This is a genomic window from Rhizobium sp. Leaf262 (genome assembly GCF_001422245.1).
GTDB lineage: Bacteria > Pseudomonadota > Alphaproteobacteria > Rhizobiales > Rhizobiaceae > Agrobacterium.
Genome location: NZ_LMMM01000002.1, coordinates 97,267 through 121,047, shown reverse-complemented (window position 1 = coordinate 121,047; position 23,781 = coordinate 97,267). Strand labels below are relative to the sequence as shown.

22 protein-coding genes and 1 pseudogene are annotated in these 23,781 nt (G+C 57.6%); 14 read left to right on the top strand and 9 right to left on the bottom strand.

What is annotated here, in order from left to right; genetic code table 11:
• Nucleotides 1–209 precede the first annotated feature (209 nt).
• The 8 genes from ASF29_RS04175 to ASF29_RS04140 all read left to right on the top strand — a co-directional run bounded on the left by ASF29_RS04175 (nt 210) and on the right by ASF29_RS04140 (nt 8,113).
• Nucleotides 210–833 (top strand): 50S ribosomal protein L25/general stress protein Ctc, encoded by a 624-nt coding sequence (locus tag ASF29_RS04175; RefSeq protein ID WP_062448884.1) that lies wholly within the window; start codon nt 210–212, stop codon nt 831–833.
• Nucleotides 834–1,138: 305 nt separating this feature from the next.
• Nucleotides 1,139–3,529, top strand: a complete 2,391-nt coding sequence (locus ASF29_RS04170; RefSeq protein WP_062448883.1) for an EAL domain-containing protein — start codon at nt 1,139–1,141, stop codon at nt 3,527–3,529.
• Between the two features lie 23 nt (nt 3,530–3,552).
• Nucleotides 3,553–4,269, top strand: coding sequence for a transporter substrate-binding domain-containing protein (locus ASF29_RS04165; RefSeq protein WP_244473482.1), 717 nt, complete (start codon nt 3,553–3,555; stop codon nt 4,267–4,269).
• Between the two features lie 86 nt (nt 4,270–4,355).
• Nucleotides 4,356–5,069 (top strand): aminoacyl-tRNA hydrolase, encoded by a 714-nt coding sequence (pth, locus tag ASF29_RS04160; protein WP_062449031.1) that lies wholly within the window; start codon nt 4,356–4,358, stop codon nt 5,067–5,069.
• A gap of 118 nt (nt 5,070–5,187) precedes the next feature.
• A complete protein-coding gene (locus ASF29_RS04155; RefSeq protein ID WP_082453373.1) occupies nt 5,188–5,814 on the top strand; it encodes an exopolysaccharide biosynthesis protein in 627 nt (208 codons plus the stop codon).
• Nucleotides 5,815–5,928: 114 nt separating this feature from the next.
• Entirely contained in the window at nt 5,929–7,032 is a 1,104-nt protein-coding gene (gene ychF, locus ASF29_RS04150; RefSeq protein WP_062448877.1) for a redox-regulated ATPase YchF, read from the top strand.
• A 155-nt stretch (nt 7,033–7,187) separates the two neighbouring features.
• Nucleotides 7,188–7,649: a MaoC family dehydratase gene (locus ASF29_RS04145; protein ID WP_062448876.1), complete on the top strand. Its 462-nt coding sequence runs from the start codon at nt 7,188–7,190 to the stop codon at nt 7,647–7,649.
• Nucleotides 7,646–8,113 carry a MaoC family dehydratase gene (locus ASF29_RS04140; protein ID WP_062448874.1) on the top strand — a complete coding sequence of 156 codons (468 nt, stop codon included), beginning with the start codon at nt 7,646–7,648 and terminating at the stop codon, nt 8,111–8,113. Before ASF29_RS04145 ends, ASF29_RS04140 begins: the two co-directional genes overlap by 4 nt.
• Nucleotides 8,114–8,159: 46 nt before the next feature.
• On the opposite strand, the gene ASF29_RS04135 is transcribed toward ASF29_RS04140, so the two are convergent.
• The 4 genes from ASF29_RS04135 to petA all read right to left on the bottom strand — a co-directional run bounded on the left by ASF29_RS04135 (nt 8,160) and on the right by petA (nt 11,845).
• A complete protein-coding gene (locus tag ASF29_RS04135) occupies nt 8,160–8,702 on the bottom strand; it encodes an adenine phosphoribosyltransferase (protein WP_062448872.1) in 543 nt (180 codons plus the stop codon).
• Between the two features lie 359 nt (nt 8,703–9,061).
• A complete protein-coding gene (locus ASF29_RS04130) occupies nt 9,062–9,949 on the bottom strand; it encodes a cytochrome c1 (protein WP_062448870.1) in 888 nt (295 codons plus the stop codon).
• 20 nt (nt 9,950–9,969) lie between these two features.
• On the bottom strand, nt 9,970–11,253 hold the full coding sequence (locus ASF29_RS04125; protein WP_062448869.1) for a cytochrome b N-terminal domain-containing protein: 1,284 nt from the start codon (nt 11,251–11,253) through the stop codon (nt 9,970–9,972).
• A gap of 13 nt (nt 11,254–11,266) precedes the next feature.
• On the bottom strand, nt 11,267–11,845 hold the full coding sequence (gene petA / locus ASF29_RS04120; protein ID WP_062448867.1) for a ubiquinol-cytochrome c reductase iron-sulfur subunit: 579 nt from the start codon (nt 11,843–11,845) through the stop codon (nt 11,267–11,269).
• Nucleotides 11,846–12,382: 537 nt separating this feature from the next.
• Here petA and ASF29_RS24835 point away from each other — a divergent pair.
• Nucleotides 12,383–13,036, top strand: a pseudogene (locus tag ASF29_RS24835) (endonuclease/exonuclease/phosphatase family protein); the annotation flags it as partial.
• Nucleotides 13,037–13,084: 48 nt separating this feature from the next.
• On the opposite strand, the gene ASF29_RS04110 reads toward ASF29_RS24835, so the two are convergent.
• Nucleotides 13,085–14,959, bottom strand: coding sequence for an ABC transporter ATP-binding protein (locus tag ASF29_RS04110; protein ID WP_062448863.1), 1,875 nt, complete (start codon nt 14,957–14,959; stop codon nt 13,085–13,087).
• A 240-nt stretch (nt 14,960–15,199) separates the two neighbouring features.
• Nucleotides 15,200–17,056 carry an ABC transporter ATP-binding protein gene (locus tag ASF29_RS04105; RefSeq protein ID WP_062448860.1) on the bottom strand — a complete coding sequence of 619 codons (1,857 nt, stop codon included), beginning with the start codon at nt 17,054–17,056 and terminating at the stop codon, nt 15,200–15,202.
• 412 nt (nt 17,057–17,468) lie between these two features.
• Here ASF29_RS04105 and ASF29_RS04100 point away from each other — a divergent pair, with 412 nt between their 5' ends.
• The gene (locus tag ASF29_RS04100; RefSeq protein WP_062448859.1) at nt 17,469–17,930 is read left to right on the top strand and encodes a tRNA (cytidine(34)-2'-O)-methyltransferase; all 462 of its coding nucleotides are present in this window, start codon (nt 17,469–17,471) and stop codon (nt 17,928–17,930) included.
• A gap of 199 nt (nt 17,931–18,129) precedes the next feature.
• Nucleotides 18,130–19,782 carry a Na/Pi cotransporter family protein gene (locus ASF29_RS04095; RefSeq protein WP_062448857.1) on the top strand — a complete coding sequence of 551 codons (1,653 nt, stop codon included), beginning with the start codon at nt 18,130–18,132 and terminating at the stop codon, nt 19,780–19,782.
• A gap of 22 nt (nt 19,783–19,804) precedes the next feature.
• Here the strand turns inward: ASF29_RS04095 and ASF29_RS04090 are convergent, their stop codons facing one another.
• Complete coding sequence (locus ASF29_RS04090; RefSeq protein ID WP_062449029.1) at nt 19,805–20,080, bottom strand: hypothetical protein; 276 nt, start codon at nt 20,078–20,080, stop codon at nt 19,805–19,807.
• A gap of 124 nt (nt 20,081–20,204) precedes the next feature.
• Here ASF29_RS04090 and hemF point away from each other — a divergent pair, with 124 nt between their 5' ends.
• The 3 genes from hemF (at nt 20,205) to ASF29_RS04075 (ending at nt 21,848) form a co-directional block, all read left to right on the top strand.
• On the top strand, nt 20,205–21,116 hold the full coding sequence (gene hemF, locus ASF29_RS04085; RefSeq protein ID WP_062448855.1) for an oxygen-dependent coproporphyrinogen oxidase: 912 nt from the start codon (nt 20,205–20,207) through the stop codon (nt 21,114–21,116).
• Nucleotides 21,117–21,293: 177 nt separating this feature from the next.
• The gene (locus ASF29_RS04080; protein WP_062448853.1) at nt 21,294–21,560 is read left to right on the top strand and encodes a hypothetical protein; all 267 of its coding nucleotides are present in this window, start codon (nt 21,294–21,296) and stop codon (nt 21,558–21,560) included.
• A 99-nt stretch (nt 21,561–21,659) separates the two neighbouring features.
• Nucleotides 21,660–21,848 (top strand): DUF1059 domain-containing protein, encoded by a 189-nt coding sequence (locus tag ASF29_RS04075; protein ID WP_062448851.1) that lies wholly within the window; start codon nt 21,660–21,662, stop codon nt 21,846–21,848.
• On the opposite strand, the gene ASF29_RS04070 is transcribed toward ASF29_RS04075, so the two are convergent.
• Nucleotides 21,839–23,101 (bottom strand): CCA tRNA nucleotidyltransferase, encoded by a 1,263-nt coding sequence (locus tag ASF29_RS04070; RefSeq protein WP_062448849.1) that lies wholly within the window; start codon nt 23,099–23,101, stop codon nt 21,839–21,841. The two genes, ASF29_RS04075 and ASF29_RS04070, sit on opposite strands and share 10 nt — an antisense overlap.
• Nucleotides 23,098–23,733 carry a CoA pyrophosphatase gene (locus ASF29_RS04065; protein ID WP_062448847.1) on the bottom strand — a complete coding sequence of 212 codons (636 nt, stop codon included), beginning with the start codon at nt 23,731–23,733 and terminating at the stop codon, nt 23,098–23,100. The genes ASF29_RS04070 and ASF29_RS04065 overlap by 4 nt, the downstream gene beginning before the upstream one ends.
• Nucleotides 23,734–23,781 lie beyond the last annotated feature (48 nt).

Sequence of the window (23,781 nt, the reverse complement as noted above, 5' to 3'; positions counted from 1 at the left end):
GCGAAGTCGATTAAATCACGGCGAGAACGGCATTGACGGGCGGAATGCCCCGGTCACCCTTGCCTTTCCTTTATCTTTCGACTATAGCGCCCGCATCCGTGTAGACACCCTTGGAGGCAACGCGGGCGAGACGGCTTTTTCGAAGGCCCTCTCCAGTTCAGTCCGACATGTCGGATTGGGCTCTCCAGACAACCTAAAAGGATTATGCCATGAGCAAAGAATCTTATGAGCTCAAGGCCGAAGCGCGCGAACGAGTTGGTAAGGGGTCCTCTCGTGAACTACGTCGCAACGGTTTGATTCCTGCTGTCATCTATGGTGACAAGCAAACCCCAATTTCCATCGCGATTTCGACCAACGAAGTCACGAAGCGCGTTCAGGCCGGTGGTTTCATGACAACCATCGCAACGATCGACGTTGACGGCAAGAAGTACAAGGTTCTGCCGAAGGACTACCAGCGCGATCCAGTCCGCGATTTCATGATGCACGTAGACTTCCTGCGCGTATCTGGCAATTCGCAGGTTACCGTCGAAATTCCGGTTCACTTCATCAACGAAGACAAGTCGGACATCAAGAAGGGTGGCGTTCTCAACATCGTTCGTCACACTGTCGAAGCCCACGTACCGGCCAACGACATTCCTGAAGCGATCACCGTTGATCTCGACGGCCTGAAGGTTGGCGACAGCGTTCATATTTCGCAGGTCAAGCTGCCGAAGAACGTTGCTCCTGTCATCACCGACCGCGATTTCACCATCGCAACCATCGTACCGCCAGTCGTTGCGATCGTTGACGAAACCGAAGAAGCACCGGCAGAAGACAACAACGCTTCCGAGTAATCGATCTGCGCTCAGGCGCCGTATCTCGGTCTTATTGAATGCCCCGCCTCGAAAGAGGCGGGGCATTTTTTATGCCTTCGCTTTCGCATCCTTCAGTGTGTTTTAATGTGTTTTTTTAGCAAGGATTAATCATTCCCGGAAACGATAAGTCAAAACTTTAGGTTTAGGTCTTTTTGCATTCGCACGTTCGGAGCATTGCTCGGTTCCGCTCAGCATCTCGATATTGTGGAAGAGGCTTTATTATCGCGTGGGCTGGGAATTCTGCGCGGCAAAAGTTTAGAGGCAAAGGACGATAGTTGCTGCAGATGACGCATTCCGTAGAAAGCCGCTTCATCACGATCGTTTCCGGGGCAGTTCTGGCGCTGATCGTTCCGCTTTTCACCATCCTGCTCATGTTGTCTCATCATGAGTCCGTCGCCAACCAGAAAGATCGTCTGGAAATCCTGCTCGTTGCCAATTCGCAGGCGCTGGGTCGCCCGCTGTGGGATCTGGACGACGACAGCATCAACCAGATCACCGGTACCCTGGTAACCGATCCCGCAGTCTACATGGTCAAGGTGCGCGATACGCTCGGCCATCTCGACATCACCCAGACCGCAGGCTCCAATGTTTCAGGCGACACCTCGTCCATAACCCGCGACATCACCTATAAAAATCTGGATGGAGAGACCAAGGTCGGAGCCATCACCGTATTCTTCCAGAATGTCAGCCTGTTCAATTCCCTGAGCAACATCGAACTGGCATTCATTTCCATCTTCATTCTCGCCATCCTGACTATTTTCGCCACCGCCATCATCGGCAACCGCCTGATGGTGATGAAACCGTTGCTGCGCCTGACCGCCGCCATCGAAGCCACGCGTCGGCTCGGCTCGCGTCACCATGTCGACTGGCGCTCCACGGACGAAATGGGCCGGCTGGCACAGAGCTTCAACGAGATGCAAATCCAGCTGGAGCGGGAAGAGCAGGAAATCAAGAAAGCGCATCGGCGCACGACCGAGATTTACAACCGCACCCCGGCCATGCTGTTTTCCCTTGATCCGGCAGATCGCATTGCCGCCGTCAGCGACTATTGGGTGGAAGCGACGGGCTACCAGCGTGCCGATGTTCTGGGCCGCAGTTTTGCCGACCTCATCGTTCCCGAGGACCGGGCTCGCTTCATACTGCGCAAACACCACGAAGCCACAGCAGACGCGACGGGAGCCAGCTCCGAACTGACCCTGCATTTCCAGTGCGCTGATGGCCGTTTCATGGACGTGCTGATTGCGGAAAAAACACTGGACCTTGGCGACGGCCAACATCGCTCCGAAGGATTGAGCGTCATGACCGACGTGACGGAACTGCGCCAGTCCGAGCAGAGAAACCGCCTTCAGGCCATTTCCGACCATCTGACCGGCCTTTTCAACCGCCAGGGTTTCGAAGCCATACTGGACGAAAAAATCCTGGAAGCCGATGAAAACGGAACCGAACTGGCCTGCCTCTTCGTCGATCTGGACCGTTTCAAGATTATCAACGACAATCTCGGCCACGCCGCGGGCGATGCCGTTCTCAAAACATTCGTCGAACGGCTGAAAGGGCTGCTGACACCGCTCGACAGCGCATCGCGGCTGGGTGGCGATGAGTTCGCGGTGCTGCTGGCCGGGCCGATGACCGAGAGCCGGGCGGCCCGTATCTGTGATGAGATCTGCGCTATTTTCGATCTGCCCTTCGACGCCGCCGGACACAGCGTACGACTGAGCGCAAGCATCGGCCTTGCGCTCTACCCGACGCATGCGAAGACCGCCTCGGAGCTTCTGCAAAATTCCGACATGGCCATGTACAGCAGAAAGCGGGCAGGCAAGAACGGCGCACAGATGTTCGATCCCGCCATCATGAACGAGGCACGCGAGCGCGCGGAAATCGAACAGGACATCGAACAGGCGTTGGAGAAAAACTGGCTGGAGGCCCATTTCCAGCCGATCCGCGACCTCACCAGTGGAGAAACGGTTGGTTTCGAGGCGCTGATGCGGCTCAACCATCCGCACAAGGGCATTCTGTCACCTGCCGCAATCATCGGCGTAGCAGAAGAAAACGGCGCGATCACGCGTATCGGCAACGCCATCCTCGACCACTCGATCCGCAATCTTGCCCAGCTGTCACAAATGCCGGGGCTGGAAAATGCTTACGTCGCGGTGAATTTCTCCGCGCTTCAATTCGAGCCCGGTTTGCCCACACGCATCGCCGGTCTTCTGTATCGCCACCGCATCGTGCCCGACAGGCTGGTGGTGGAAATCACCGAAGCGGTGCTGATGCATGACGATCCGCAAATCCGTGCCGTGCTGGGTGCCATCCGCGAACTGGGGTGCCGGATTGCGCTCGATGACTTCGGCACCGGCTACTCTTCGCTCAGCTATCTCAACCGTTTCCCCATCGATATCGTCAAGATCGATCAATCCTTCACCCGCTCGATCCGCGACGAGGTCGCCGAGATCAGCCACAGAAGCCGCATGCTGGTCGAGGGTATCAGCGCGATTTCTCACAAGATGAACTGCATCGTGATCGCCGAGGGGATCGAGACACACGAGCAGGAAGCCATGCTGAAGGAGATTGGCGTGGATTGCGGGCAAGGCTATCTTTTCGCCAGGCCGCAGCCGATCAGCGCCTATATGGCTCAATACGAACAACAGGCCCCTCCAGCAATGGCGAAGGTCGGAACGTAACGTCATCGGGGAGGATGAACGGAGTGTGGCGGATTCTATCGGCATTGATCGTCTTTTGTGCGGCGCTTCCAGCCAGCGCGGAGCGGCTTCACATCACCACGGAAGAGTATCCGCCCTACAATACGCGCGACAGCCACGGTCGTCCTACGGGTGTCTACATGGACCAGTTGAAAATCGTCTTTGAAAGAACGGGAATCGATTACGAGGCAGCGGTCCTGCCTTGGGCAAGAGCCTTGGCGCTGGCAGAGACAGAACCAATGCACTGCGTTGTGGCGGCAGCGCGCATCCCAGAGCGCGAAAACAATTTCAAATGGGTGTCTCCAATCCATATCGACCGTAACGTGCTGGTTGCGCGCCGGGACGCGCACTTACATGTGGCAAGTCTCGATGAGGCAAAGGCCTATACGGTCGGGACCCAGCGAACGGATTATACCGAAACTGTTCTCCGATCGGCGGGATTTTCGAGGATCGACCTCAGTGCGGATTTCGATACGAGCCTCATGAAGCTGGTGGCCGGTCGTATTGACCTCATGCCCATGTCCGAAAGCGCGCTGAAGAAACTGCCGGAAGACGAATTCGTGGAAGCCATCGTTCTCACGCATCAGAGCCTCGGCATGGCCTGTAACAGGCAGGTGCCGGACCGTCTTATCAACACGATGCAGCATGCCCTTGACGCCATTATTGCCGATGGCACGCAGCGAAATATCTACGAAAAATACGGCCTGATCATTCATCCGTAGGATTGGCAGCGACAAAAACATTGACACTCGCCCGATTTTTCGGTGGTGAAGGAACGCTGTTAAACGAATATCGAGCGGACATTTCCATGATCATCATTGCAGGCCTTGGCAATCCCGGCACGCAATATGCCGGCAACCGGCATAATATCGGCTTCATGGCCGTCGATGCCCTGCAACGCCTGCCCTCCTTTTCGCCATGGTCGAAAAAATTCAAGGCCGAAATCTCCGAAGGAGAGATTGCCGGAGAGAAAGTTTTGTTGCTCAAGCCGCTGACCTTCATGAACCTGTCAGGCGAGTCCGTCGGCGAAGCGATGCGTTTTTACAAGATCAAGACAGGCGACATCATCGCCATTCATGACGAACTCGATCTGGTTGCCGGTCGCGCCCGTATCAAGACCGGCGGCGGTCATGGCGGCCATAATGGCCTGAAGTCGATCGACGCCCACTGCGGCAAGGACTATCGTCGCCTGCGTCTGGGGATCGGCCATCCCGGCGATAAGGAACGCGTTCACGGACATGTTCTGGGAGACTTCGCAAAGTCCGATAAAGTCTGGCTGGAGCCGCTTCTCGACGCCATCGCCGACAATGCCGACATGCTGGTGAAGGGCGAGGATTCGCAACTCATGAACAAGCTGGCGCTCGCGGTCGGCGTCAAATCCGAAGAAAAGAAGGTTGCCGCGGCAAAGCCGGCCGCTCAATCTCACATTCATCAGGCACGGAATTCAGCGCAACCGAAAAAGCTGCCGGAAACAGGCCCGATGGCCGAGATGTTGAAGCAGATGTTTTCCAAGAAGGATTAGGCAGCTGGAGCCTGACGGCGTTCCGGCGCTTGAAACACGTGCGCAGATCACCATCTCTGCGCTATGAAATCACGTTGCTTATCGATGGCCTTCTCTGGCCCCCTGGACTTCACCGCCGATGGATGATGACCCGCCACACCAGAGCATGGCGGCGGCGCTAAAGCGCCTTCCCGATGGCCTGCCGGAGCGCGTGTCGCTCGATCACCTTCTGGAACAGCTTGGCGACAAGGCGATCGCGTTCGTTTTGCTGGTTTTTGCCATTCCCGCCATCATCCCTACTCCCGGCATTCCGGCGGGCTTCATCTTTGGCACTGCACTGGCTATTCTTTCGCTGCAAATGATGTTTCGCGCATCCAAGCTGGTCCTGCCCGGCTTTCTCGGACGTCGCTCTGTTTCCCGGTCCCTGATACAGTTGACGGCCGACAAGGCGGCACCCCGTCTGGAAAGGCTGGAACGCTTGCTCAAGCCTCGCGGCCATGTTCTGGCGAAGTTCTTCGGTCCAGCCGCCATCGGCATCGTCATATTTCTGATGGCGGTTCTCATCGCCCTGCCCATTCCGTTCGGCAATACGCTTCCGGGCATCACGGTGCTCATCATCGCAATGGCCCTGGCGCAACGCGATGATCTGGCCCTGCTGGGCGGATTGGTGCTGGCCGTGCTCTCGGCACTTTTCAGTCTGGGAATGATTTATGGCGGCTGGGCGCTGGTCTCAGGGTGGTTGGGCTTTGGCCAGACCGTTGCCTGAGGCTAGTTTTGGCGGAATCCTCGTCCTTTGAGGCAACAAGACTTGACCTTGCCCCGCCCATTCCGCAAAAGGCTCGACTAACGGAATTCTTGAAAATAGAGACAGGTTCAAGCCATGGGCTTTAAATGCGGTATCGTCGGTCTGCCCAATGTCGGCAAGTCCACCCTTTTCAACGCGCTGACGAAAACGGCAGCGGCACAGGCGGCGAACTACCCGTTCTGCACCATCGAGCCGAATACGGGCGAAGTGGCCGTGCCGGACCCGCGCATGAAGGTGTTGGCCGATATTGCCGGCTCCAAGGAAATCATCCCCACCCGCATTTCCTTCGTGGATATTGCCGGTCTGGTGCGGGGCGCCTCCAAGGGTGAAGGTCTGGGCAACAAGTTCCTGGCCAACATCCGCGAAGTGGACGCTGTCGTCCACGTGCTGCGCTGCTTCGAAGACGATGACATCACCCACGTCGAAGGCCGCATCAACCCGGTCGGCGATGCCGATACGATTGAAACGGAATTGATGCTGGCCGACCTCGAAAGCCTCGAGCGCCGCGTCGAGCAGACACGCAAGCGCGCCTCTTCCAAGGACAAGGATTCGCTGGCGCAGCTTCCCGTCATGGAAGCCGTGATCAAGCTTCTGAACGACGGCAAGCCTGCCCGCCTGCTGTTGAAGACACTGGCAGCCGACGAAATCGAAGTGCTGAAGGGCCTGAATCTTCTGACCTCGCACCCGGTTCTCTACGTTTGCAACGTGGCGGAAGCAGACGCCGTCGACGGCAACGAGCACACCAAGGCCGTAGCGGAAATGGCAAAGGCGCAGGGCGCGGAATGCGTCATCATTTCCGCCGCCATCGAATCCGAAGTCGCGCAGTTGCCTGAGGAAGAATCCAAGGAATTTCTGTCCGCGCTCGGCCTGGAAGAAGCGGGGCTCGACCGCCTGATCCGCGCCGGTTACCACCTGCTCGACCTCATCACCTACTTCACTGTTGGTCCCAAGGAAACGCGCGCATGGACCATCGTGCGCGGCACCAAGGCTCCGGGCGCCGCCGGCGTGATCCACACCGATTTCGAACGCGGCTTCATCCGCGCCTTTACCATTGCATTCGACGACTACGTCGCCTTCAAGGGTGAAGTCGGTGCCAAGGAAGCAGGCAAGGGACGTGACGAAGGCAAGGAATATGTCGTCAATGACGGCGACGTCATTCACTTCCGTTTCAACACCTGATACCGGCACCGGAGATACCAGAGGCCCGCTCCAGCAGCGGGCCTTTTGTTTGAGAACACGACAATTCAGGCACCAGTCGAAAAATTGACCTTTACGTAAAAGGTAGAATTACGTTAGGTTGAGGATATGCATGTCGACGAAGGAGGAGTTCGCCGGTGAAATATGCTTTTGAGGATTTCACGCCCGGCCGGCGCTTTCCGCTCGGCCCAAAAACCGTGACCGCGCAGGAAATCATCGAATTCGCAGAGGAGTTCGACCCGCAACCGATGCACCTCTCCGAAGAGGCGGGCAAGGCAAGCATTCTGGGTGGTCTGGCCGCATCCGGCTGGCACACATGCGGCATGCTGATGCGGATGACAGTGGACAGCTACATCAGTCACTCGCCATCTCAGGCCGGTCTCGGCATCGATTATGTGGAATGGAAGCGACCCGTTCTGGCGGGCGACACGCTGAGCGGCACGTCGACGGTCATGGAGCAGCGCGTTTCGAGATCACGCCCCGAAATGGGTGTTGTCAAGCTTCGTCACGAATTGCAGAACCAGCGCGGCGAAACGGTCTGTGTCGTTGAACTCAACGCCATGCTGGCCACCGCAGCGGCGGAGGCAATCGCACCATGAAGTTCATCGATCTTTACCCCGTAGATGAGAGGCTGGAACTCGGAACGGTCCATTTTTCAGCCGAATCGATCATTCGCTATGCCGAGAAGTTCGATCCACAGCCATTTCATCTCGATCCCGACGCGGCGAAAAATTCCGTCTTTGACGGGCTTTGTGCGTCTGGCTGGCAGACCAGCGCCTCGTGGATGAAGTGCTTTCTGAATTACTGGTCGAAAGAAGTGAAGCGTCTGAGCACACAGGGCATCGAGCCGCCAAAACTTGGCCCCTCCCCCGGTTTCCGGAACCTGAAATGGCTGCGCCCCGTCTATGCTGGTGATGACGTGACCTATTTTGCGACGCTCACCGCATCACGCCCGCTCGCATCCCGGCCCGGCACATTCATGAACACGACCCTCAATGAGGGGATCAATCAGAACGGTGATATGGTCGTCACCTTCGAAAGCAGCGTTCTCGAATTCGAATAGAGCCGCCGACCTGCCTTGAAAAGACTCATCGGCGGCATCGCGGCATTCAGTGACCGGAGAATTCAACGAGGGTGCGGACTTCCACGCCGAGATCCTCAAGCTTCTTGCGACCACCCAGTTCCGGCAGGTCGATCACGAAGCAGGCGGAGACGATATCCGCTCCCATCTGGCGCAGGAGTTTCACTGCGCCTTCTGCGGTTCCGCCAGTTGCGATCAGGTCATCGACGAGGATGACTTTTTCGCCGGGCTGGACGGCATCCACATGCATTTCCATTTCGTCGACGCCATATTCGAGGCTGTAGGCGATGCGTACGGTGGTGTGTGGAAGCTTGCCCTTCTTGCGGATGGGAACGAAGCCGGCAGACAGCTGGTGCGCTACGGCCCCGCCGAGAATGAAGCCGCGCGCTTCCATACCGGCGATCTTGTCAATCTTGGTGCCGGCATAGGGTTGTACCAATTCGTCGACGGCACGCCGGAAGGCGCGTGGATTGCCGAGAAGTGTCGTAATATCCCGGAAAACAATCCCAGGCTTGGGATAATCGGGAATGGAGCGGATGGCGGCAGCGAGCTCCGAGGCGATAACGGTCATGATATTTCCGATGGCATGAATGCGTTGATGTCGTCGGACCTTATCAATTCAGCCACGGCATACCAACAGAAAATGGATTTGCGTCGCCGCTGAGATCACTCCATCCCCGGCAGTTTCGCCAAGCTCTCCCGTCCAGCACACCGCATCCTTTGGAAATTTCGCCCACACAAGGCTTGTCGCGCCCAAATGGCGGCGGCACATCCCGCAGGAACAGCTATGCGGCCTATCGGGCCGACCTTGAGCCTCGAAGCGGACCGAACCGCTCAGGCATCCACCCGGTCTTCATAGGGAAACCTCCCAACAAAAAAGCCCTCGCAAACCAGTTGCGAGGGCTCGATCTTCACTCGTGCAAGCGCCGGTCAGTGTTCCTTGCGGGCGTAAACCGACTTCTTCGTCAGATAAACCAGTGTCGTAAAGATCATCAGGAAGATAATGACCATGAAACCGGTGCGCTTACGCTCTTCCAGATGCGGCTCTGCAGCCCACATCAGGAACGCCGAGACATCCTGCGAATATTGATCAAGCGTCTGCGGTGTACCGTCATCGTAGGTCACCTGATCATTGCTGATCGGTGGTGCCATCTTCAACGCAATCGCACTGCCGAAATACGGATTGTAATGCGTTCCTTCGGCGACTTCGATACCGGCTGGTGCATCCTGATAACCGGTCAGAAGGGCGTGGATATAATCTGGGCCACCTTCCTGATAACCGCCGACAATCGGGATCATATCGATGAGGAACTGCGGGAAACCACGCTCCACACCGCGAGCCTTGGCCAGCAACGACATATCCGGTGGCGCAGCGCCGCCGTTGGAGGCCGCAGCGGCTTCCTTGTTCGGATAAGGCGACGGGAAGTGGTCGGAAGGAACAGCCTTGCGGGTGAACATTTCGCCATCCGCATTCGGGCCGTCCTGCACTTCATATTCGGCAGCGAAGGCTTTGACCTGATCTTCCGAATAGCCGAGACCTTCCAGCGTGCGGAAGGAAACGAGGCTCATGGAATGACAGGCGGAACAGACTTCCTTGTAGACCTTGAGGCCGCGCTGAAGCTGGCCCTTGTTATACTTGCCGAACGGTCCGGCGAAAGACCATTTTTCCTCATGCGGCTTCAGGATCGGGAAATGCCCGCCTGCAATCGCATGTTCAGTCTGCGCCTTGAGATCGTGGCCTTCTTCTGCGGCCGAAACCGCAGAGGAAAAACCACCCATGGCGGCAATAAGCGCGATGCTCGTTACAAGCTTTCTCATTGTAATCGTCCCTCTCGCGCTCATATCTTGACGGCAGCCGCAGGAGCGGCGGCAGACTTGCCATTCTTTTCAAGAACAGCCTCGGTGATCGAATTCGGAATACGTCTTGGCGTCTCAAACAGGCCGAGAAGCGGCATGATGATGAGGAAGAAGCCGAAGTAATAAACCGTTCCGATCTGCGACATCGTCACATACAGACCTTCCGCAGGGCGCGAACCGAGCCAGCCGAGCATGATGGAGTTCACCACGAAGACCCAGAAGAACATCTTGTACCAGGGACGGTAAACGGCTGAGCGAACCTTGGACGTATCCAGCCATGGCAGGAAGAACAGGACGACGATCGCACCGAACATCACCAGAACGCCGCCGAGCTTTGAATCGATCGGGCCGACATTGAAGGTGATGGCACGCAGCATGGCGTAGAATGGCAGGAAGTACCATTCGGGCACGATATGGGCCGGCGTCTTCAGCGGGTCAGCCATGATGTAGTTGTCGGGGTGACCGAGGAAGTTGGGCATGTAGAAGACAAAATATGCGTAGACGAGCAGGAAGACGGAAATGCCGAGGGCATCCTTCAACGTTGCGTAAGGCGTAAACGGAACCGTGTCCGTCTTGGTCTTGACTTCGACGCCTGTCGGGTTGGTCTGGCCGGTGACATGCAGAGCCCAGATGTGGAGGATAACGACACCCACGATCATGAACGGTAGCAGGTAGTGCAGCGCAAAGAAGCGGTTGAGCGTCGGTTGATCGACCGCAAAGCCACCGAGCAGGAACTGCTGGATCCACTCGCCAATGCCCGGAAAGGCGGTAAAGAAGCCGGTGATAACCGTTGCACCCCAGAACGACATCTGACCCCAGGGCAGAACATAACCCATGAAGCCGGTCGCCATCATCAGAAGGAAGATGACACAGCCGAGAATCCAGAGGATTTCACGGGGCGCCTTGTACGACCCGTAATAGAGACCGCGTGCAATGTGCAGATAAACGGCGATGAAGAAGAACGACGCGCCATTGGCGTGCATGTAGCGCAGCAGCCAACCGTGGTTGACGTCACGCATGATCTTCTCGACCGAGATGAACGCAACCGACGTTTCGGCAGCATAATGCATGGCAAGAACGACGCCGGTGAGAATCTGTACCACCAGCATGACGGCGAGCATTGCGCCGAAGGTGTAGGCGTAGTTCAGATTGCGCGGCACCGGATAGGCTATGAAACTGTCATAGACCATACGTGGCAATGGCAGGCGGGAATCGACCCATCTTTCGATACCGGTCGAGGGCTGGTAACTGGAATGACCACTCATTTCAAATGTCCCCTTATCCGATCTTGATCACGGTATCGGATGTGAATGCGAAGGTCGGAATATGCAGGTTTTCCGGCGCCGGACCTTTGCGAATGCGGCCCGCCGTATCGTAGTGCGAGCCATGGCAGGGACAGAACCACCCGCCGAAATCGCCGGCCTGACCCAGCGGAACACAGCCAAGGTGGGTACAGGACCCGATCATCACGATCCAGTTTTCCTTACCTTGACCGGCAGAACGATCGATGTCGGTGGCCTGCGCTGCGGCATCCAGATTGGCGTTGCGCGCAACAGGGTCCTTCAGATCGGCCAGCGGAACAGCGTTGGCTTCCTCAAGTTCTTTTGGCGTGCGGTTGCGGATGAAGATCGGCTTGCCGCGCCATTTGACCGTCAGAGACATGCCCGGCTCGACGCTTGCCACGTTGACCTCGATGGATGCGAGCGCCAGGGTGGACGCATCTGGACGCATCTGGTCGATGAACGGCCAAACAGCCGCACCGGCACCAACGGCGCCCGCCATACCGGTCACTAGATAGAGAAAATCGCGACGGGTGGGCTCACCCGCAGCGTCATGATCATTTACGTGCTCACTCACCGCTACACCATCCTCTGCGCTGATTTCGTTGAAAGTCGCATGAGTCCTCCAGCTCTGTTTTGATCCAGGACAAACTCGATCCCCCGTGTCCCGGGTCAGTGCGCGACGATAAATCGCGCCTATTCTGCTTGATCGCAAAATATGGCGGACCTTGGCAAGAGGAAAGCACACAAAGCTGCCGTAATTCTGCCTTCCCGGTTCATTTTTCTCCGCCTTTTCCGATAGTGCTGTCCATCCTGCAACATTGTGCGGGCAAATGCCGCGTGATAATCAGAATCAGGGAGCGCCGCTAAACGAGGTTTTGATTTGAAAGCTAGGCTCACCTGTGTTGCCGCCTCTGCGCTCTCGCTCGCACTGACTGTGATAAGTATCCGATATTTCGCTGATTTCTGGCTGTTGGCCTTCGTCAACAGTTTCCAGCTTCATATTGCGGTTCTGGCCGCGATTGCTTCTCTGTTGTGCCTCATCCCTCTACGCTCGCGCATCTTCATCGTGCTGCTGGCATGGGCTTTTGCCCTGAGCGCGCACGCGCTTTTCATGCATCAGGAATTCGTCACCTCGGCCTACGCACCACAAAGTGCGAAAGCCTTCCGGCTCCTGTCCTTCAACGTGCTGATGGAAAATAGCCGCAACGCCGAATCAATTGCCGATACAATCATCGCATTGAATGCCGACGTTGCTTACGTGATGGAAGCAGCAGCATTGACGAGCGTATTGCCCCGTCTCAGCAAAACCTATCCGTACCGGATCGGCTGCGGCGAAGGCACGCAATCCTGCGACCTTCTGATGCTGTCGAAACGACCGCTCGAGAACGCGCGAATCGGAACCTTGAGCTATGTCAGCCGCGAACGCTTTGGCATGGCTATGATCGACTTCGACGGGGTGCCGCTCACGCTTGCCGCTGCCCATCTCGCGAAACCCTATTTCGATGAGTATCACCGCAACGAGCTGAGCCGCATCCAATCGACGATCTCGTCCGTCCAAGGCCCGCTCATTCTCGGCGGTGACTTCAATTCCGCCAGCATCGCCCCCGATATGCGCGATTTTCTTCTGGCAACCGACCTGAAGAAAGCGCAGTGGGAACCGGCGACATGGCCCATAGACGCCGGGCCGTTCGGCATCGCCATCGACCACATCTTTGCCCGTAAACCGGCAACCCTGATGAAGCTGGAGCGCCTGCCGGACAATCACGGCTCCAACCATTACGGGCTGGTGGCGGATTTCGCGATCGCTGCGCCTTTAAATCGAAGCAACCGTCTCGTCGGCATCGAGAAAACCGCCCGATTGCCGCGCCCAGAGTTCGGAATAAAGCCCGCCACTGTTCACCAACTGCATGTGGGTGCCCTGCTCCACGATGCGCCCCGCATCCATGATGATCAGCCGATCTAGAGCGGCAATGGTGGACAGCCGATGCGCGATGGCCAGAACGGTCTTGCCGTGCATCAACTCATCGAGATTGCTCTGGATGGCCGCTTCGACTTCGGAATCGAGAGCCGAGGTCGCTTCATCCAGCACCAGTATCGGCGCATCTTTCAGCATGACGCGGGCGATGGCGATGCGCTGGCGCTGACCGCCGGAAAGTTTGACGCCACGCTCGCCCACATGGGCTTCCAGCCCTTTACGTCCACGCTGGTCTTCGAGACGCTCGATGAAATCATCAGCCTTGGCGCGGCGTATAGCGGCAAGTAGCTGCTCTTCGCTGGCATCCAGCCGACCGAACATGATGTTATCGCGAATGGAACGGTGCAGCAGCGAGGTATCCTGCGTCACCATGCCGATATGGGCGCGCAAGGTTTCCTGACTGACCTTGGCGATATCCTGTCCGTCGATGAGGATGCGGCCTTTTTCGACATCGTAAAAACGCAGCAGCAGGTTGACCAATGTAGACTTGCCCGCCCCCGACCGCCCCACGATGCCGACCTTTTCACCCTGCGCGATTTCAAGGCTGAGATTGTCAATGACACCCTTGCTGCGCCCGTAATGGAAGCTGACATTCTCGTAGCGAATGCTTGGTTTGGCCACGACCAGATCCGGCGCGTTCGGAACATCGACAAGGCCAACGGGTTGCGAAATCAATTCGGCTGCGTTCTGCACCGTACCGAAATTGCGCATGATACCGTTGAACTGCGTCATCAGGCGGCCCAGCAGAAAGTTCAGCCGCAGGACCAACGCCAACGTAAAGGCCACCGCGCCGGAGCTGATCTTGCCCGATAACCAGAGATCGATGCAGAGCGCCGCCATTGAGGTGATCATGATGCCGGACAGCAGCGCCATGGACGCGCGCACGCCGGTAATGAAGCGCGTGAACATCATGGTTGTGTTCTGGAAAATATCGAAGCCTTGGCGCATGTAACGGTCATTGGCATCGTCGCGCCCGAACAGTCTCAGCGTCTGAATGTTGCTGTAGGCATCCACCATGCGGCCCGACAGCATCGATGCAGCCTCTGCCGTTTCGCGCGAATGTTTGCGGATGCGCGGCACGAAATAACGCGCCAGCATCGAAAATATGCCGACCCAGATCAGCACCACCATAGCCAAACGCCAGTCCAGCCCACCGATCAGAAGCAGCATCGAGACGGAATAGATCCCGACGAACCAGACGCTTTCCATCAGTGAGGTTACCAGATCGCCCGCAGCCTGCCCGCCGGACCAGACCTTGGTGACGATGCGACCGGAAAAGTCGTTCTGGAAAAAGCTCAGCGATTGCCGCGCTACATGCATGTATGATTGCCAGCGCACGAGATTGTAAAAGCCGGGCGTGATGATCTGCTGGTCCACCAGTGCCGTGACCATGGTCACGACGAAGCGCACAACGGCGATGAGGAAGAGCATGCCGATCAGCTCATAACCGTGCCCGGCAATCAGCCCCGCCCAGCCCGCGCCCGGTGTGACGGTGGACAGAATATCCACCAACCGCCCGACAAACCAGAACAGCGCTGCCTCAATCGCCGCCGTCAGTCCGCCAAGAACCAGCATAGCGAAAAAGGGCGTCTTGGCCTGCCTGAGATAGAACCAGATGAAAGCAAACGTATCTTCCGGCGGACGCAGATCGTCCTTGCGGGCGAAGGGCTTGATCCAGTTCTCGAAAAAGCGAAAAATACGGGTGATGACCATGGTTTTGGTATAGGCGGAATCGGAGCATGGGCAAAGCGGGAGTGAGATTATATTTTGGTAATGAGGTGGAGTGGAAGAACGCTCTATCCGCTACGGCTTCACACGCTCCGTCACCCCGGCCTTGAGCCGGGGTCCAGCAGCGCCGCGTCTGCGGTGCAAAAGAGTCTTTTTTCGATCAAGGACTTGATCGAACTGGACCCCGGCTCAAGGCCGGGGTGACGGAGTGGGTAAAGCAGAAACCTATTCCCCCGCCGCCTTCATACCCTGCTCCTCATCCGCAATGAACCCACCGGACTGACGCAGCCACAGATCGGCGTAGATACCGCCCTGCTCCACCAACTCCTGATGCGTGCCTGCCTCGACGATCTTGCCCATGTCGAGAATGATGAGGCGGTCCATCTCCGTGAGTGTCGAGAGACGGTGGGCGATCGCGATGACGGTTTTGCCTTCCATCAGCGCAAACAGGTTTTCCTGAATGGCCGCTTCCACTTCGGAGTCGAGCGCCGAGGTCGCCTCGTCCAGAATGAGGATGGGGGCGTCCTTCAGGAACACGCGGGCAATCGCAATACGCTGGCGCTGGCCGCCGGAGAGCTTGACGCCACGTTCACCCACCTGCGCATCTAGGCCCTGGCGGCCGTGCATGTCCACAAGCGTTTCGATGAAGTCCCAGGCATTGGCACGTTTTGCCGCCGCAATGATCTCCTCGTCGGATGCGCCGGGATGGCCATAGGCGATGTTTTCGCGAATGGTACGGTGCAACAGTGATGTGTCCTGCGTGACGACGCCGATCAGCGAGCGCAAGCTATCCTGCGAGACGTTGGAAATGTCCTGCCCGTCGATGAGAATCTTGCCGGATTCCAGATCGTAAAACCGCAGCAAGAGGTTCATCAGCGTCGTCTTGCCAGCGCCTGAGCGACCGACGAGACCCACCTTTTCGCCCGGCTTGATATCCAGCGACAGGCCTTCGATGACACCCTTGTTCTTGCCATAGTGGAAGCGAATGTCGTCGAAACGGATTTCGCCTTTGTGCGCGGAAAGTGCGGGTGCATTGGCGGCATCCACGATGTCGTGTGGTTTGGACATCATGTTCATGCCGTCATAGACCGTGCCGATGTTTTCAAACAACGACGTGACTTCCCACATGATCCACTGCGACATGCCGTTGACGCGCATGGACAGGCCGATGGCAACCGCCACGGAACCAACCGAGACCGAGCCCATCATCCAGAAATAAAGACCGAGCGACGTGGTGGAGAACATCACCAGCGCATTGTTGATATCGATGGCGATGTTGAAGGCCGAGATACGGCGCATCTGACGGTGAACGGTGTTCAGAAACACATTCATGCCTTCGCGCGCATAGACTTCCTCGCGACCCGCATGGGAAAACAGCTTGATGGTTGCGATGTTGGTGTAACTATCAACGATACGGCCCGTCATCAGCGAGCGTGCATCCGCCTGCTCGCTGGCAAGACGACCAAGCTTGGGCACGAAATAGGTCAGGATCGCGATATAGGTGCAAAGCCAGAAAACAAGCGGCAGAGCTAGCCGCCAGTCCGCCGCAGCCACCATGAACAGCATGGAGCCGACAAAGCTGATGGCATAGACGAAGACGTCGATGACCTTCAGCGCCACTTCGCGAATGGAAAGCGCCGTCTGCATGACCTTGGTGGAGACGCGGCCTGCGAATTCGTTGGCGAAAAACGTCATGGAATGGCGCAGCAGGAAGCGGTGCATGTGCCAGCGGGCAATCATGCCAAAGTTTCCAGCCAGCGTCTGGTGCATGGTCATGGTGTGGATGGAGCCCATCAATGGCAGGGCAACCAGCACGATGGAGGCCATGACGACAAGACGCCAGCCCTCGTCCTGCAGGAAGGTTTCCCGATTGGCAGACGACAGCCAGTCCACGATATTGCCAAGGAACTGATAGAGCATCACTTCTGCGACCGCGATGCCCATGGACATCAGGCCCAGCAGCAGCAACCATGGCGCCGCAGGCCTGATATAATGCCACATGAACGGCAACAGCTTGGCTGGCGGCACGACGGGCGTGGATGCGGGAAATGGATCGAGACGTTTTTCAAACCAGCCGAACATGGCCTAGCTCCGGACAGACATATCCCGTGAAAAATGGCGTGGGGCAAAAAAAGCTCCCAAAGCCAGCACGGGAAGAAAATGGAATATGGCCGCAACAGCCACATGACGAATCTAAACAAGGAAAGTGCGGACGAACCGCGAGAAACACCTAGGCCTGTAAAGGCATTACAATGGCCGGGAGGCGATATAGAACGAGCTTATTCATCTGAACCTCCGTGGCTGGTGTTGAAAGATGCGCCCTTGTAGCTCAAAAAATATGCATTGACCAGCACCAAACCACCTCAAACCTCGCCAAACAGGCCGTAACACGCGAGTGTGTCTGCGTGACAACAGCGCCGGTTGTGCAGCTTGCTTGTTTCCACATTCGCCGTCGTGATAAGTCCCGGCGCAGTGCCACGCGAAAGACCATGCCATGCCCGATATCAGGATCGCTCTCTACCAACCGGATATTCCCGGCAATACCGGCACCATTCTGCGGCTTGCCGCCTGCCTCGGCATCGGCGTCGATATCATCGAACCGGCGGGTTTCGACATTTCCGACCGCAACCTGAAACGGGCCGGAATGGATTATCTCACCACAGCCTCGCTCACCCGCCACGTCAACTGGGAGCGCTTCGAGGAATGGCGCGCCTCCACCGGACGCAGGCTGCTTCTGGCCTCTACCAAGGCCGCCCTGCCCTATGTCGATGTGGCCTATCGTGCCGATGACATCCTGCTTTTCGGGCGCGAAAGCGCTGGCGTACCTGACCACGTGCATGAAAAGGCCGATGAGCGGCTGATCATTCCCATGGTCGGAGGACAGCGCTCCATCAATGTCGCCATGTCGGCAGCAATGATTGCTGGAGAAGCTCTGCGGCAGACCGCCTGGGCGTAAAGCCAGCCATCGCCATTTCACTTCAAAATGTCGTAATCAGCCCTGTACGACGGGGTACTTCAGGACTATATTGATTAGCCAACTAAAGAGTCCTACCTCCGAAAACTTTCCACGCAGCATGTCGTCCGAAAGCTAGAACGGTTTCGGGCAAGGCAAGGCGAGCACGATAAAAACACTGACGGAAGGAGGGCGACCAAGCATGCAATCCACCATCATTATCGTCAATCTGCTGGGCGCCGTGGCGCTGCTGCTGTTCGGTCTCGCGCAGGTCAAGGATGGCGTGACCCGCGCCTTCGGCGTGAAACTAAGGACCGTGCTGGCCACTGGCACCAAGAGCGGGCCGCGCTCGCTGCTATCAGGCTTTCTCGCCACCATCGCCCTGCAAAGTTCGACTGCCACGGCATTGACCGTCGCCTCCTTCGCAGAGCGTGATCTTATCCGCCCACGCATGGCGCAGGTCGTCCTGCTCGGCGCGAATATCGGCACTGCCGTCACCGCCTGGATTTTCGCGACCGGCGTCGCATGGCTGTCTCCCATGCTGATCCTCACCGGCCTGATCGTGCGCAAGGGCACGTCCAGCGCACGGCAGGGCGGCGGCACGGCATTGGTCGGCGTTGGATTGATGCTGCTGTCACTTCATCTGCTGAGCGCAGCAACCGAACCGATGCGTGATTCTCCCGCACTCGGCGCATTTATTGGACTACTGGATGGCGCATGGCCGGTCGCACTTCTCCTGTCGGCAGCGCTCGCCTTCGTCTCCTCCTCCAGCCTTGCCGTCGTCGTGTTGATATTGTCGCTGGCATCTGCCGACATCCTCTCCACCGGTCTGATCATCGTGCTCATTCTCGGCGCAAACCTCGGTGGTGCCATTCCACCCGTCGTAGCCACGTTGACCTCTCCCGCCTCGGCGCGCCGTATCACCATCGGCAACCTCGTCGTACGCACGGCCGGCTGCCTGATCGCCCTGCCCTTGGCAGGCTATGGCGCGACACTGCTTCAGGACCTTCCCCTGTCGCAAAACATGCTGCCGGTGGATGCGCATCTGATCTTCAATCTGGCGCTGACCGTCATCGCCTGGCCATTCTCGGGGCTCCTTTCCGATATGATGGCGAAGATCGTGCCGGACGATGCCAAGGCAGAGGAAGGGGCACGCTTTCTGGACGCAAGCGCGCTGGAAACGCCGGTCGTGGCTCTTGCCAACGCAACCCGCGAGGTGCTGGTCGTTGGCGATACGATCGAGCGGATGCTGATCCGTGCCGAAAATGCCTTCAAGCATAATGCTCTGGCGCCCCTCGCCGAAATCGCCGCCATGGAGATCAAGGTCGATACGCTGCAGCAGGACGTGAAGATTTATCTTTCGCAGCTAGGCCGCAAGGGACTGGACGAGAACGACGCACGTCGCTCCATCACCATCATCGATTACGCCATCAACCTCGAACATATCGGCGATATCGTTGAAAAGGGCCTGTGTGAGCAAATCCGTAAGAAAATCCTCAACGGCTTCAAATTTTCGGATGAAGGCTATGACGAACTGAAGACCCTGTTCGACATGACCATCCAGAACCTGCGCGCCGCCCAGAGCATCTTCGTCACCGGCGATTTCGATCTTGCTCGCCACCTGATGGAAGTGAAGGACGATATAAGACGGCTGGAAAAGCGATCCTCCGGCCGACATCTGGAACGCCTGCGCGATGGCCTGACCCAGAGCTTGCAGACCAGTTCTCTGCATCTCGACATTCTGCGCGACCTCAAGCGTATCAATGCCCACATCGTGTCGGTCGCGCATCCTATCCTGGATCAGGGTGGCGTACTGGGCGAGAGCCGCCTGCGCAGCGTCGATAGCCGTCCCTGACCGTCCGAAAGCTATTGATTGGCTAGTCGGCAGACGGCAGGCGACGCATGGTGAACTCTATGCGGTCGCCTTCGAGGGGGCGCCAGCTTTCCACTTCGGTCCAGTAGGCCGCCTTGGGAAACTCGTCGAACCATTCCTTGGCTTTGGCACGCGCTTCACCACGCTCCAAGCAAAAGGTCTGGCGCACGAACATGCCCTGCTTGTTGTTTTTGCGCCCTCCAGCAGCTTCGTCCTGCCGGTGTGCGTCGAGCCTGCGTTTGAGGCCAGCCAAGGGTGGCGGTCCGGTAAATTTCGTCATGACATTCACCTCTCTTTTCAAAAGATAGTGTGCAACCCGACGCTTGGCGAGTCGAATTTGTGTCTCCGCCGCGTGGCTGATAAACCGGGCGGGACGCAACGATTCGACTTGAAGGACATCGGATATGGAACGGCCAGATTTGCCGAAAGGCTTGCCCGACGACATCGAGGACAAGAAGGCGCTGGCCAAGGCATGGTTCGAGAGCCTGCGCGACACCATCGTTGCCTCATTCGAAACCATCGAGGACGAGTTGGAAGGCCCGCTTGCCGATCAGGAGCCCGGCCGTTTCGTTCAGAAAGAATGGCAGCGCGACGGCGGCGAAGGCGGTGGCGGCAAGATGTCGATGATGGAAGGCCGCGTCTTCGAGAAGGTCGGCGTCCACACATCCACTGTACACGGCGAATTTTCACCGGAATTCCGCGGCCAGATACCCGGCGCGGAAGAAGACCCGCGCTTCTGGGCATCCGGCATTTCGCTGATTGCCCACCCGGTCAACCCCAATGTTCCCGCCGTGCATATGAACACGCGCATGGTCGTCACCTCCAGCCACTGGTTTGGCGGTGGGGCGGACCTGACTCCGGTTCTCGACCGACGCCGCACGCAGGATGACAATGACAGCCTCATCTTCCACCGCGTCTTTGAAATTACCTGCAATCGTCACGCGGTGGCGGACTATCCGCGCTACAAGCAATGGTGCGACGAGTATTTCCATCTCAAGCACCGCAACGAACCGCGCGGCATCGGCGGCATCTTTTTCGACTGGCTGCACCCGGATGAGGAAAAGGGCGACTGGAACGCCAATTTCGCCTTAGTGCAGGATGTTGGGCGTGCCTTCAATCTGGTCTATCCGAAGATCGTGCGCAGCAACTTCAATCAGCCCTGGACGGAAGAGGATCGCGACGAACAGCTCATCCGCCGCGGACGCTACGTGGAGTTCAACCTGCTCTATGACCGCGGCACGATTTTTGGTCTGAAAACCGGCGGCAATGTGGACTCGATTCTATCTTCGCTTCCACCCGTGGTGCGCTGGCCCTAAGATTTGGGCGGCCGGGCCTCGCCTCAATTTCTCGAGTTGAAGCAACGGGCGCTAAAAAATCACGGAAAGTTTGATCTTTGTTAGTCTTTTCGGAGCAGATTTTAGAAAATTAGCTCTTATGAAAAGACATCTCTGGTGATAGGCTCCATTCCGTTGATGACTGGAGGAGCTATCGTCATGATTACTTCGAACAGCATGCCCAAATCCGCGATTGGTAATGATCCATCGCGTGCCATCCCCACACCCGAATTGATCGATCGTCTGGCAGCGGAAATGCGCGCGACGGGAGATCGCGAATTGCCCCATTCCTTTTACGTCGAACAGGTCAAGCGTAAGCTTGCCAATGAAGCTGCCGCCAATGACGACCGGGTGGAGCTGACCAATGTACCAGCCGCCGCCACATCTTCCGTTTTCCATTGCTGGGCAATGCCTGAAAAGGTCTGAAACGGAACCTTCTATCTCTCCTACCCGTTTGTTGGTGAGCAGGGGCAAAGCCTTTCGATCGAAAGGTTCTGCCCCGGCATTTCACAGAGGAGGCATATGATGAGATTGTTTGAATGTGGAACCCTGGTGCCGGGTTGTGAATGGCACACACGCGCTGACGAGGACGCAGAAGTCGTGCGCCGCACGGTGGACCATCTTCGTCAGGCACACGGCGAAACCGTCATCCGCGAAAACATGGTCGAGAACATCAAGACCCGCATTCGCGATGAAAGCACCATTCAGGCCTGATTGTTGAGGGCCTTTTCCAGCCGGGCGGTCAAAGCTGCCCGGTCCATTGAGAAGTTGAACTCGATCCACTTCTCCTCAAGCTCGCTCAAAATCACACCCACTCTCGGACCAGGTACAACACCGGCTGCCAGCACGTCGGCACCGGTCAGAGGAAAGATCGGGCGCTGGAATTTCTGAGCGCGCTCCAGCAAGGTCGAGAAGCGCGCAATCTTCTGCATCGCCGCCTCTCCTGCCGAAACATCGGCCCGCGCAGCCGCAAGCGCCAGCTTAAGCCGCAAGACAACGCCTTCCACACCCTGTCGGTACAGCAGACGATCAAAGGCCGCATCGGTCATGGCAGGATCGACGACCGGCGATGACGCCCATTGCTTCAGGCGCTTGCCCTCCGCGTTCGACATGCGCAGCCGGAACGTCATCGCCTCCACCCGCTCCACATCCGTCGGCACAATGGCGGCAAGCCGCACCAGCGCATCCGGCTTCCAGCCCAGTGCCTGCTCTGCCGCGACCAGCCCATGGATGGCATCGATACCCCACTTCTCCGTTTCCGGCAGAATCTGCGTGAGAACGCCAGACTGGCGCATCCACAACAGTGCGCGCGATGGATCGTCTGCGGCCAGCAGCTTCTTCATTTCGCTCCAGACGCGCTCTGCCGAGAGCGTCGAAATCTTGTCCTTGGCGCGTGCACTCGCCCGCAGCCCATCGGCATCGGGTCGGCCTGAACCGTAATGGGCGAAGAAGCGGAAGAACCGCAGAATGCGCAGATAATCTTCGGCAACGCGCTGGTCGGCATCGCCAATGAAGCGCACATTGCGCTTCTCGATATCCGGCAGACCGCCGATCAAGTCGATCACATCGCCAGAAGCATCGGCGTAGAGAGCATTGATCGTCAGGTCACGCCGCTGCGCATCTTCGGCCCAGTCGGTGCCGAAAGCCACTTGCGCATGGCGGCCATCGGTTTCCACGTCGCGACGCAGCGTGGTGACTTCGAAACCTTCGCCATCCAGAACCAGCGTTACCGTGCCGTGTTCGATGCCCGTCGGCACAGCCTTGATGCCCGCATCCTTGGCGCGCTCAACCACATCCTGCGGCGGCAGCGTGGTTGCCATGTCGATATCGCCCACGGGCATACCCATCAGCGCGTTGCGTACGGCACCGCCCACGATGCGGCCTTCACCGCCATCGGCATTCAAAAGCGCCAAAATCCGCTGAAGACTAGGTTTTGAAAACCAGTCCTGTCCGGCAATGTTGCTCATGAATAAAACCTTTCGTAAATGCTGCGCATGATGCCCGCCGTAATGCCCCAAATGTAACGCTCGCCATAGGGCATTTCGTAGAAAAACCGCTCCTTCCCCTGAAAGATGCGGCTACCGCGCTTGTGATTTTTCGGGTTCATCAGAAATGACAGCGGCACCTCGAAGACCTCGTCCACTTCAGTCGGGTTGAGGGTAAGATCGAAGCCGGGTTTGACCACTGACAGCACCGGTTTGATACGGAAACCCGTGCCAGAAATATAATCCGGCAAGCGCCCCACCGTCTCGACATAAGAACGGGACAGGCCAATTTCTTCTTCCGTCTCGCGAAGGGCAGCATCCTCCGGCGAGCGGTCTTCCTTATCGATACCGCCGCCGGGAAAAGAAATCTGGCCGGAATGCTTACGAAGCGTCGCCGTGCGCTGGGTAAATATGACGCGCGCCTCATCGCCATAATCCACAACAGGAACCAGCACGGCGGCATCTTTCAGGCGAATGCCTTCACCCGTCAGCCGCACACCGGGGTTGAGAACATGGTCGCCATGATCAGCGTCCTCCCGCTCGGCCACGCCCTCGCCATCCGAAAGCACGCGACGCCGGAAGTCGGCGGCGGAAAAAAATGAGAGATCATCCATGGCAGGTAAAACCGCCCAAACGTCCCTCATTCCTGTGCTCGTCACAGG

What these genes read in the sequence shown, in the direction of transcription:
- ASF29_RS04080 (WP_062448853.1), top strand. Translation starts at nt 21,294, where the DNA reads ATGATTACTTCGAACAGCATGCCCAAATCCGCGATTGGTAATGATCCA.
- ASF29_RS04095 (WP_062448857.1), top strand. Translation starts at nt 18,130, where the DNA reads ATGCAATCCACCATCATTATCGTCAATCTGCTGGGCGCCGTGGCGCTG.
- ASF29_RS04140 (WP_062448874.1), top strand. Translation starts at nt 7,646, where the DNA reads ATGAAGTTCATCGATCTTTACCCCGTAGATGAGAGGCTGGAACTCGGA.
- ASF29_RS04130 (WP_062448870.1), bottom strand. Translation starts at nt 9,949, where the DNA reads ATGAGAAAGCTTGTAACGAGCATCGCGCTTATTGCCGCCATGGGTGGT.
- ASF29_RS04135 (WP_062448872.1), bottom strand. Translation starts at nt 8,702, where the DNA reads ATGACCGTTATCGCCTCGGAGCTCGCTGCCGCCATCCGCTCCATTCCC.
- ASF29_RS04175 (WP_062448884.1), top strand. Translation starts at nt 210, where the DNA reads ATGAGCAAAGAATCTTATGAGCTCAAGGCCGAAGCGCGCGAACGAGTT.
- ASF29_RS04090 (WP_062449029.1), bottom strand. Translation starts at nt 20,080, where the DNA reads ATGACGAAATTTACCGGACCGCCACCCTTGGCTGGCCTCAAACGCAGG.
- hemF (WP_062448855.1), top strand. Translation starts at nt 20,205, where the DNA reads ATGGAACGGCCAGATTTGCCGAAAGGCTTGCCCGACGACATCGAGGAC.
- ASF29_RS04170 (WP_062448883.1), top strand. Translation starts at nt 1,139, where the DNA reads ATGACGCATTCCGTAGAAAGCCGCTTCATCACGATCGTTTCCGGGGCA.
- ASF29_RS04125 (WP_062448869.1), bottom strand. Translation starts at nt 11,253, where the DNA reads ATGAGTGGTCATTCCAGTTACCAGCCCTCGACCGGTATCGAAAGATGG.
- ASF29_RS04070 (WP_062448849.1), bottom strand. Translation starts at nt 23,101, where the DNA reads ATGAGCAACATTGCCGGACAGGACTGGTTTTCAAAACCTAGTCTTCAG.
- ychF (WP_062448877.1), top strand. Translation starts at nt 5,929, where the DNA reads ATGGGCTTTAAATGCGGTATCGTCGGTCTGCCCAATGTCGGCAAGTCC.
- ASF29_RS04075 (WP_062448851.1), top strand. Translation starts at nt 21,660, where the DNA reads ATGAGATTGTTTGAATGTGGAACCCTGGTGCCGGGTTGTGAATGGCAC.
- pth (WP_062449031.1), top strand. Translation starts at nt 4,356, where the DNA reads ATGATCATCATTGCAGGCCTTGGCAATCCCGGCACGCAATATGCCGGC.
- ASF29_RS04155 (WP_082453373.1), top strand. Translation starts at nt 5,188, where the DNA reads ATGGATGATGACCCGCCACACCAGAGCATGGCGGCGGCGCTAAAGCGC.
- ASF29_RS04105 (WP_062448860.1), bottom strand. Translation starts at nt 17,056, where the DNA reads ATGTTCGGCTGGTTTGAAAAACGTCTCGATCCATTTCCCGCATCCACG.
- ASF29_RS04110 (WP_062448863.1), bottom strand. Translation starts at nt 14,959, where the DNA reads ATGGTCATCACCCGTATTTTTCGCTTTTTCGAGAACTGGATCAAGCCC.
- ASF29_RS04100 (WP_062448859.1), top strand. Translation starts at nt 17,469, where the DNA reads ATGCCCGATATCAGGATCGCTCTCTACCAACCGGATATTCCCGGCAAT.
- ASF29_RS04065 (WP_062448847.1), bottom strand. Translation starts at nt 23,733, where the DNA reads ATGGATGATCTCTCATTTTTTTCCGCCGCCGACTTCCGGCGTCGCGTG.